Raw genomic sequence first — 9,670 nt, forward strand, 5'->3', positions numbered from 1 at the left:
ATGAACCACAACGCGCCCCTCCCCCTGGCCCACCTCACCGGCAGCAGCCCCCGCGTGATGAGCCTGACCCAGCTCCGCGAGCACGGCGTCGGCGCCGCCGAAGCCGCCGAGCGGCCCTGGCAGGAGATCCTGCCCGGGGTGTTCCTCCTCCACCCCGGCGCCGCGACCAGTGAGGAGCGCCTGCACGCCGCCCTGCTGTACGCAGGCCGGCGCGGCGGGGAGGCCATGATCACCGGGCTCGCGGCCCTCGCGCTGTACCGGTTCGCCTCCGCGCCCGCGCTGCTCGCCCTGACGCAGATCGACGTACTGGTGCCCCACACCCGCCGGCTCCGCTCCGTCGACGCCGTCCGGATCGTCCGCACGCACACACCGCCGCGCCCGCAGCAGGTGACCGGGCTGCCCGTCGCCCCGGTGGCCCGGGCCCTGGCGGACGCGGTGGCCCGGCTCTCCGACGCCGGCACCGTACGCCGCCTGCTCAGCGAGGCCGTGCGCGGCGGCCACTGCGAACCCGCGGCCGTCGTACGGGAGCTGACGGTGGCCCGGCTGCTGAACCGGCCCCACGTCGTGGACGCCGTCGAGTCCCTGCTCGCGGAGGGGCGGGCCATCGCCGAGGACCGGCTGTACCAGCTCGTACGGGGCCACGAGCTCCCCGAGCCGGTCTGGAACGTGGACCTGCGGCTCCCCGGCGGCCCGCACCTCGGCGGGGTCGACGCCTACTGGCCCGACCAGGCCGTCGCCGTCGAGATCGACACCCGCGCGCCGCGGCAGGGCGAGGACGAGCAGTTCTCGGAGGCCGTGCGCAAGCGGGAGACCCTGGAGCGGCTCGGGGTGACCGTCCTGCACATCACCCCGCGCAAGCTGCGCGACTGGCCCGAGCAGCAGGCCGCCGTGGTGCGCACCGCCCTGACGGCGTCCGCCGACCGCGAGCCGGCCGCCTACCTGGTCGTGCTCCCGCGGTGAGGCGGCAGCGCCGGGTTGGCCGGCGAGTACTCCGGGGCGCTCCAGCGCAGCCGCCCGGGGTGCAGGCCCTCCACCACCGACTCGACCCGGAAGCGGACGCTCCGGCTGCCGTCGGGCCCGTACTCGGTCCGGGCGGTGCCGCTGAGCTGGAGCACCGCCCCGCTCTCCCAGTCCGGGAAGAGCAGCCCGGCCCGCGGATCGGTGGCCAGGTTCCCCAGGGTCAGGAACATGGCGTTGCCCGCGTAGTCGGGCCAGGACAGCTCGACGGGCGAGAGCACCTCGACGAAGCCCGGCATCCCGCCCCGGTGGCTGGCGTCGACGCCGTCGGCGGCGGTGGTCGCGACGAAGAAGGTGTCGGCGGCCCGGACGGCCCGTTCCTGGTCGGGGGTGAGCGCGCCCCCGCGCCGCACGACACCGGTCCCTTCGGCGACCAGCTCCAGCGGCTGCCGCTTCTGGATGTACTTGGGGCAGTTGGCGAAGACCCGCTCCGCCTCCACCGCGAACCCCCGCGCGGTCACCTCCAGGGTCCCGCCCAGGCGCATCCGGCGCCGGGTGCGCGGGTCGAGGGAGATGGTCCCGACGCGGGTACCCGCCGTGGCGAGCGCCTCGGCGAGGGGGTCCCCGGCCGGCACCCCCGCGGCGACCGCCATCCTGTGCGGACCCGTGGCCCGGACGAAACCGGGCGGGCCGGTGAGCAGCGAGGCCCACATGCGTCCCGCCCCGTCCGCGGCGCCGACGACCAGGTGCGGCTGCAACTCCAGGAAGGCCGCGGCCACGTCCTTGATGCCCGCGCCGATCGAACGGCCGACGTGCTCGGCGAGCTCGCGCACCCCCACGCGTTCCTGCACGGCCAGTGAGCCCTGGTGGTACCGGTCCATGATGCCGCCTCCTGACTGAGTGCCTAGAAGAAACCGCAGGTCGGAGCCCCCGGGACGGGGGCGGGCGCCCCCTCGGCGCCGGCCGGTGCGGAGATCTCCAGGCGGGTGCCGTCGGGGTCGTGGAAGAAGATGCCGCCGGAGGCCCTGCCCTCGCCGTGGGCGACGACCCCTTCGTAGGCGAACTCCACGCCCAGCCCGCGCAGTCGCTCCTCGTACGCCCGGACCTCGTCGAGGGTGGCGGCGGAGAGCGCCAGGTGGTGCAGTCCCGCGGCCGCCGGGGCGTACGCGCCCTCGGCCTGCTGCCAGAGCGTGAGGACGAGCTCGCCGTCCTGCCCGAGGAAGGCGAAACGGCGGTCCGCCTCCTTGCCCTCGCCCAGCGGCTCGAAGCCGAGGACGTCCTGGTAGAAGGCGAGGGAACGGGCGAGGTCGGTGACGTTCAGACCCACGTGCCCGGTGCGCAGCTTACTGATGACAGCCGTCACGGCTGCCCCCTTTCATCGGTTCCACGACTCACTTCTAACCTTCTAGATTTAAGTTAGGGGTTAGGATCAAGAGTGTCAACCGGTCACGTACCCTTGAGGGGTTAGCGGGTGTCTGCAAAGGAGCGGCGACATGGCGACAGCGGCGGCGGATCCCCGTCCCCTGACGGGCGAGCCGGTCTCACTGGACCTGCTGAACACGCGCTGGATGCGGGACGGCGAGATCGCCGACCTCTTCGCCGGCGCCTTCGGGCTGACCCGCGTCGAGGGGCTCGCGATCTGGCTGCGCAGTACCGGTCTGGACGGCCGCTTCCGCGCCGACGCCGCCACCCTCGTCCACCTGCTGACCGCCCGCGAGGCGCTCGCCCGCGCGGTCGCGGACCCGGCCGACGAAAGTGCGCGCGCCCTGGTCGACGCCGTCCTGGAGCATGGCCGGATCCGGGCCACCCTGACCCCCGAAGGCCCGGGCGAGCGCGCCGAGTTCGAGGATCCGACCTGGGGTCCGGCCTGGACGGCCGCCCGCGACTACCTGGAACTGCTGGACTCGGCACCCGAGCGGATCCGCAAGTGCGCCTCCGAGTCGTGCGTGCTGCACTTCCACGACACCTCGCGCAACGGCACCCGGCGCTGGTGCTCGATGTCCGTGTGCGGAAACCGGGCGAAGGCCTCGCGGCACTACGCGCGCACGCGCGTGCGCTGACGGCCCGGAAGTTGTCACACCCGATCTGAGACGGGACTTCGGACCCTCCTCGCAATGAGGTCGGGAAGTCGACAAAGCAACTCTTCAGTCCCTGGGATTCGTACGAGTACGCCCCGGTACGGCCTCGATGGCGCATGACGTGACCTGGCGAGAGTCCGCCATGTCAGGTCTCGGTCAATGACAAGGCTCCCCAAAGAGCGGTCGATTGCGCAAAGCTGACCGGTCATCCGGCACCGAAATCCGGACCGTATCTTTCACTTATCCAGGGATGCTGATGACCCTCGAATCCCCCAGCTCCATATCCGGGGCCAGACGCGTCGCACGCGTCGCGGCCGCGGCCGGCCTGGTCGCCGCGCTGGCGACCGCCGGCGCGATGCCCGTGTTCGCGGCGACCGGCCCCGCCGGCACCCCGGGCACGACCCCGGCCGTCAAGTCCGCCGACGAGAAGATCGGTTCGGCGGACGCCGAGCTGCTCCAGGCGGCGAAGGCCAAGGGTGACGCGACCGTCACCGTCATGGTGGCCACCGCCCCCGGCCAGACCAAGCAGGTCGCCGACCAGCTCGGTGCGGTACAGGGCGCCTCGGTCGGCCAGACGAACGACAAGATCGGCTACGTGCGGGCCACGCTGCCGACCGCCAAGGCCGAGGCCGCCCTGAAGGCGGCCGCGAAGCTGTCCTCGGTGCACGCCCTGGACCTCAAGCACGAGATCCAGCTCTCGGACCCGCGTCCCGACGCGGGCAAGGACGCGGGGGCGGCGGGGAAGACCGCCTCCGAGACCTACCCCGGGCCGGACAAGAACACCCCCGCGAAGAACCCGTACAACCCGTCCTTCGAGACGGGCGCGGTGGACTTCGTCGCCAAGAACCCGCAGGCCGACGGCCGCGGCGTGACCATCGGCATCCTGGACTCGGGCGTCGACCTCGGCCACCCTGCGCTCCAGAAGACCACCACCGGCGAGCGCAAGATCGTCGATTGGGTCACCGCGACCGACCCGATCACGGACAACGACGCCACCTGGCGCGCGCAGATCACCCCGGTCACGGCCACGGGCGGCACCTTCAGCGCCGGCGGCCAGAGCTGGAAGGCCCCGGAGGGCTCGTACCAGTGGAGCCGGTTCAGCGAGTCGATCACCGCCACCGGTGACGCGAAGGGCGACGTCAACCGCGACGGTGACACCACCGACCGGTTCGGCATGCTCTACGACGCCGCCGCCGGCACCGTCCGCGTCGACACCGACCAGGACGGCGACTTCACGAACAACGAGCCGATGAAGCCGTACAAGGACGGCTACCAGATCGGCTACTTCGGCACGGACAACCCGGCGACCGACGTCGCCGAGCGGATCCCGTTCGTGATCCAGATCCGCAAGGACGTCCCGATGGACCCGCTCGGCGGGGACTGGGTCGGCAAGAAGGCCGACTTCGTCAACATCGGCATCATCGAGTCCGAGCACGGCACGCACGTCGCCGGCATCACCGCCGCCAACAGCCTCTTCGGCGGCAAGATGAACGGCGAGGCGCCCGGCGCGAAGATCGTCTCCTCGCGCGCCTGCTCCTGGTCGGGCGGCTGCACCAACGTCGCGCTGACCGAGGGCATGATCGACCTCGTCGTCAACCGCGGTGTGGACATCGTCAACATGTCCATCGGCGGCCTGCCGGCGCTGAACGACGGCAACAACGCCCGCGCCGAGCTCTACAAGAACCTCATCGACACCTACGGCGTCCAGCTCGTCATCTCGGCGGGCAACGAGGGTCCCGGTGTCAACACCATCGGCGACCCCGGTCTCGCGGACAAGGTCATCTCCGTGGGTGCCGCGGTCTCCAAGGAGACCTGGGCCGCGAACTACGGCTCCGGCGTGACCAAGCAGTACAACATGTTCCCGTTCTCCTCGCGCGGTCCGCGTGAGGACGGCGGCTTCACGCCGACCATCACCGCCCCCGGCGCGGCCATCAACACCACGCAGACCTGGCTGCCCGGCTCCCCGGTGAAGGAGGCCGGCTACAGCCTGCCGGCCGGCTACTCGATGCTGCAGGGCACCTCGATGTCCTCGCCGCAGGCGACGGGCGCCAGCGCCCTGCTGCTCTCGGCCGCCAAGCAGCAGCACCTGACGGTCACCCCGGCGAGCCTGCGCGTGGCGCTCACCAGCACCGCGAAGAAGATCGCCGACGTCCCGGCGCACGCCCAGGGCGCGGGCCTGATCAACATCGTCGACGCGTGGGAGTCCCTCCAGCGCGGCGCCAAGGCCAACGAGTTCACCGTCAAGGCCCCGGTCGACACCGCGATCGACCAGTTCCTGAAGACCCCGGGCTTCGGCACCGGCCTCTACGACCGCGAGGGCGGCCTCAAGGTCGGCCAGAAGAAGGTCTACGACGTCGTCGTCACCCGCACCACGGGCGTCAAGTACGGCACCCGGCACGACCTGACGTGGCGCAACAACGACGGCACGTTCAAGGTCGTCGGCGGTTACGACTACGTCACGCTGCCGCTGAACAAGCCGGTCACCATCAAGGTCGAGGCCAACCCGAAGTCGGCCGGCGTCCACAGCGGCATCCTGCAGCTGGACGACGCGACCAACGAGGGCATCGACAAGCAGATCCTGACCACGGTCGTGGCCTCCACGCCGCTGGCGCAGCCGTCGTTCACGATGTCCGACACCTCCTCGGTCCAGCGCAACAGCCACAAGTCGTACTTCGTGACCGTTCCGCAGGGCGCGAAGTCCCTCGAGGTCGCCCTCGGCGGTCTCGCGGCGGGCAGCCAGACGCGCTTCATCTCGATCCACCCGTACGGTGTGGGCGTCGAGGACAGCGCGACCACCCAGTGCTACCCGAACTACGACAACCCGGCCAACAAGTGCCGCCCCGACCTGCGTTCGTACGCGAACCCGCAGCCGGGCGTCTGGGAGATCGAGGTCGAGTCGCGCCGTACGTCGCCGCTGCTCGACAACCCGTTCAAGCTGGACGTCTCCGTGCTCGGCGCGGCCTTCGACCCGGCGGTCAAGGTCCTGCCCGAGGTGAAGCAGGGCACCCCGGCCCCGGTCCAGTGGACCATCAAGAACGAGGCCGCGGCCATCTCCGGCGGCAAGCTCCAGGGCGGCCCGCTGGGCTCCGCGAAGGTCGCCAAGCCGACCATCGCGAACGGCGAGACCCAGATCAGCACCGTCACCATCGGTGAGGGCGTCTCCCGCCTGGACGTGGCCATCGGCGGCGTCTCCGACGCCGGTGCCGACCTCGACCTCACCGTCCTCAAGGACGGCGTGAAGGTCGGCTCCTCCGCGGACGGCGACTCCGAGGAGGCCGTGACCCTGCTCAACCCGGCCGCCGGCACCTACACCATCCAGGTGGACGGTTACGCCGTTCCGGCCGGCACCACCACGTACAACTACCGCGACGTGTACTTCTCGTCCGCCCTGGGCTCCGTCCAGGTCGACGAGGGCGCCGCGGTGAACCTCGCGGGCGGCGCCTCGGCGACCGTCACGGCGAACGTCCTCGCCGCCGCTCCGGCCCCCGAGGGCCGTCAGTTCTTCGGCGAGGTCAAGCTGCTCAACGCCCGCGGCACCGCCGCCGGCACCGGCAGCGTCCAGATCGAGAAGGTCACCCCGTAACGGAATGACCGGCTGATCGCATGACGGAGGGGCGGGCGCCCGATCGGGCGCCCGCCCCTTCGCCGTTCCTCCTCGCCGTTCCCCCTCGCCGTTCCCCCCTCGGCGCCGGCCGCCCGCTACTTGCCCAGTGAGCTCAGGTTCTGGGCGTAGGTGCCCACCGCGTGGGCGATGACGTCCAGGTTGGTGTCGAAGGCCTTCAGGTCGAGGTTCTTCAGGGTGTCGCCCGCCCCGTGGTAGTTCGGGTCGTACGGGGCCCCGCCGTGCCGCCGTAGCGCCGGGCCTGCCCGGCCGTCTTGACGCCCTCGGCGCCGGTGAACGTACCGCCGGCCGGGATGCCGTTCGCGATGAACGGGCCGTAGTCGGAGCGGCCGTCGAAGTCGCTGCCCTCGTGCGGCTTGTGCCTCTTGTCGAGGAAGCCGTTGATGAGCGCCTCGATCTGCGCCGAGCCGGCCGGGCCGGCGCCCTCGCCGGTCTTGTCCGAGTCGTCTCCGTCGTAGACGAACTGCACCGGGTTCGGCGAGGCGATCATGTCAAAGTTCAGGTAGAGCGCGATGTCCTTCTTCTGCTTCCCGGACAGCTGCGCCACGTAGTGCTCGGAGCCCAGCAGGCCGAGCTCCTCGGCCGACCACCAGGCGAAGCGGACCTTGTTCGCCGGGCCCTTGCCCTTCCTGTTGGCGCCCTCGTCGGCCAGCTTGAGGGCCACCTCCAGCAGACCGGCGGAGCCGGAGCCGTTGTCGTTGATCCCCGGGCCCTCGGGGACCGAGTCCAGGTGGGCTCCGACGGTGACGACGCGGTCGGAGCGGCCGCCCCTGGTCTCGGCGATCACATTGCGGGTGGTCTTCTTCACGTGCTCCTGGTCCAGGTCCAGGCGCACCGTCACCTCGCCCTTCGCGGCGGCCGCGGCCAGTGCCTCGCCGTCTGCGAGGCTGACGCCCGCGCTCGGGATGATCCCCTCGTCCGGGGAGGAGAACCCGCCGCGGACCGGGGTGGTGCCGCTGTGGTTGTAGACGATGACCGCGATCGCGCCCGCCGCGGCGGCCGCCCTCTGCTTCTCCACGAAGGTGCAGGAGCCGCGCTTGACCAGGGCGATCTTCCCGGTGAAGGTGCCGATCGCGTAGTCGTCGGCCGTGCAGCCGGGGGTCTCGTCGACCCGGGCGAGGGCGAGCGGGGCGAGGAGGCCGCCCGCCGGCGTGGACCGGGTGAAGTTGAAGGCGGCGGTGGGCAGCTCGCCCGGCGCGCCGTCCAAGCCGGTCAGGACGGTGGTCCTCTCCGTCTTCGTGTGCGCCTCGTGGATGTCGAAGTCCTGGTAGGAGACCTCGTACCCGGCCTTCTTCAGGGTGTCGTGGACGTACGCGGCCGACGCCGCGTGGCCCGGGGTGCCCGCCGCGCGGTTGCCGCCGTTGGCGTCGGCGATCTGCTGGAACCTCGCCAGGTGGCGGTAGGCCCCGCGGGCGGTGACCTCCTCGACCAGCTGCTTGGCCAGCCTGCCCTCGCGCGGGTGGGCGTCCGCCGGGGTGGCGGTCAGCAGGACGGGCGCGGCGACGGCGGCGGCCGCGAGGGCGGCGAGGGCCGGTATGGACCGGCGGCGGTGGCGGCTGCGGTGGCGGGTGGCTCGCACGATGGTTCTCCCCGGGTTCGGCATGCGGAACGCCCGTCCGGTGACCGGACGCGACAGACCGGACCGTAACCGGCTGCGACCAGGCAAAACGGGCGGTCGGCGGGGGTGCAACACGGCCGCCACGAACGTGTCACGCGCGTTCACATCCAGGACACCGTCCGTTCCTCGGACAATGGATTGGACAAGACTCGTGGGGTCGAACGCATGATGGCTCCACGCGCGCACGCGTCGTCGCGTCGTACGGAGCAGAAGGAGTCACCGTGAGGGTCGGAATCGTCGGAGCCACCGGTCAGGTCGGCGCGGTCATGCGCGGCATCCTCGCCGAGCGCAAGTTCCCGGTGGACGAGCTGCGGCTGTTCGCCTCGGCCCGCTCCGCGGGCTCGACCCTCGAGTGGGAGGGCAAGGAGATCACCGTCGAGGACGCCTCCGCGGCCGACTACTCCGGGCTCGACATCGTGCTGTTCTCCGCGGGCGGCGCCACCTCGAAGGCCCTCGCCGAGAAGGTCGCCTCCCAGGGCGCCGTCGTGATCGACAACTCCTCCGCCTGGCGCGGCGACCCCGAGGTGCCGCTCGTCGTCTCCGAGGTCAACCCGCACGCGATCAAGAACCGCCCCAAGGGCATCATCGCGAACCCGAACTGCACCACCATGGCCGCCATGCCCGTGCTGCGCCCGCTGCACGACGAGGCGGGTCTCACCGCCATGGTCGCCACCACCTACCAGGCCGTCTCAGGCTCGGGCCTGGCCGGTGTGGCCGAGCTCAAGGGCCAGGCCTGCGCGGTCTCCGAGGCCGCCGACCAGCTGACCTTCGACGGCGGGGCCGTCGACTTCCCGGAGGCGAAGGTCTACAAGCGCCCGATCGCCTACAACGTGGTCCCGCTCGCGGGCAACCTGGTCGACGACGGCTCCTTCGAGACCGACGAGGAGCAGAAGCTCCGCAACGAGTCCCGCAAGATCCTTGAGATCCCGGGCCTCAAGGTCTCGGGCACCTGCGTGCGCGTGCCGGTCTTCTCCGGCCACTCCCTCCAGGTCAACGCCCGCTTCGCGAACCCGATCAGCGTGGAGCGCGCGTACGAGCTCCTCAAGGACGCCCCGGGCGTCGAGCTCTCGGAGATCCCGACCCCGCTGCAGGCGGCCGGCAAGGACGCCTCGTACGTGGGCCGCATCCGCGTCGACGAGACGGTGGAGAACGGCCTCGCGCTGTTCCTCTCGAACGACAACCTCCGCAAGGGCGCCGCCCTGAACGCGGTCCAGATCGCCGAGCTGGTCGCCGAGGAGCTCCGCGGCTGACACCGGTCACGCGGCGGGAGGGGCGGCGCCGGCCGGCGCCGCCCCTCCCGCGCGTCCGGGGCCGTCAGGGCCTGCGGACCTCGAAGAGGAAGCAGCCGAACTCGGTGGCGCGTACGTGCACGAGGGCGGCCCGCGGGTCGGCGAA

General features: G+C 71.6%; 8 protein-coding genes. 4 read left to right on the forward strand and 4 right to left on the reverse strand.

Annotation, left to right across the window (positions count from 1 at the left end; all coding sequences use genetic code 11):
- Nucleotides 1–960: hypothetical protein (locus ACS04_RS26895; RefSeq protein ID WP_048479369.1), on the forward strand; the 960-nt coding region annotated here is incomplete at its 5' end.
- Here the strand turns inward: ACS04_RS26895 and ACS04_RS26900 are convergent.
- Nucleotides 936–1,838, reverse strand: coding sequence for a pyridoxamine 5'-phosphate oxidase family protein (locus ACS04_RS26900; RefSeq protein WP_048479370.1), 903 nt, complete (start codon nucleotides 1,836–1,838; stop codon nucleotides 936–938). The two genes, ACS04_RS26895 and ACS04_RS26900, sit on opposite strands and share 25 nt — an antisense overlap.
- A gap of 23 nt (nucleotides 1,839–1,861) precedes the next feature.
- Complete coding sequence (locus ACS04_RS26905; protein WP_209441787.1) at nucleotides 1,862–2,320, reverse strand: VOC family protein; 459 nt, start codon at nucleotides 2,318–2,320, stop codon at nucleotides 1,862–1,864.
- Nucleotides 2,321–2,450: 130 nt separating this feature from the next.
- Between ACS04_RS26905 and ACS04_RS26910 the strand changes: the two genes are divergently transcribed.
- Both ACS04_RS26910 and ACS04_RS26915 read left to right on the forward strand, forming a co-directional pair.
- Entirely contained in the window at nucleotides 2,451–3,017 is a 567-nt protein-coding gene (locus ACS04_RS26910; RefSeq protein ID WP_048479371.1) for a CGNR zinc finger domain-containing protein, read from the forward strand.
- A gap of 274 nt (nucleotides 3,018–3,291) precedes the next feature.
- The gene (locus ACS04_RS26915; protein WP_048479436.1) at nucleotides 3,292–6,618 is read left to right on the forward strand and encodes a S8 family serine peptidase; all 3,327 of its coding nucleotides are present in this window, start codon (nucleotides 3,292–3,294) and stop codon (nucleotides 6,616–6,618) included.
- 211 nt (nucleotides 6,619–6,829) lie between these two features.
- Here the strand turns inward: ACS04_RS26915 and ACS04_RS26920 are convergent, their stop codons facing one another.
- A complete protein-coding gene (locus tag ACS04_RS26920) occupies nucleotides 6,830–8,236 on the reverse strand; it encodes a M28 family peptidase (RefSeq protein ID WP_398022776.1) in 1,407 nt (468 codons plus the stop codon).
- Between the two features lie 260 nt (nucleotides 8,237–8,496).
- Between ACS04_RS26920 and ACS04_RS26925 the strand changes: the two genes are divergently transcribed.
- Nucleotides 8,497–9,525 (forward strand): aspartate-semialdehyde dehydrogenase, encoded by a 1,029-nt coding sequence (locus ACS04_RS26925; RefSeq protein ID WP_048479372.1) that lies wholly within the window; start codon nucleotides 8,497–8,499, stop codon nucleotides 9,523–9,525.
- A gap of 64 nt (nucleotides 9,526–9,589) precedes the next feature.
- On the opposite strand, the gene ACS04_RS37705 is transcribed toward ACS04_RS26925, so the two are convergent.
- Nucleotides 9,590–9,670 (reverse strand): DUF1203 domain-containing protein (locus ACS04_RS37705; RefSeq protein ID WP_158977537.1); only part of this gene is annotated, 81 nt, incomplete at its 5' end.

This window comes from Streptomyces roseus, assembly GCF_001044425.1.
GTDB lineage: Bacteria > Actinomycetota > Actinomycetes > Streptomycetales > Streptomycetaceae > Streptomyces > Streptomyces roseus.

Excerpts from the sequence above, each read along its gene's own strand:
- ACS04_RS26900 (WP_048479370.1), bottom strand. The coding sequence starts at position 1,838 with ATGGACCGGTACCACCAGGGCTCACTGGCCGTGCAGGAACGCGTGGGG.
- ACS04_RS26910 (WP_048479371.1), top strand. The coding sequence starts at position 2,451 with ATGGCGACAGCGGCGGCGGATCCCCGTCCCCTGACGGGCGAGCCGGTC.
- ACS04_RS26915 (WP_048479436.1), top strand. The coding sequence starts at position 3,292 with ATGACCCTCGAATCCCCCAGCTCCATATCCGGGGCCAGACGCGTCGCA.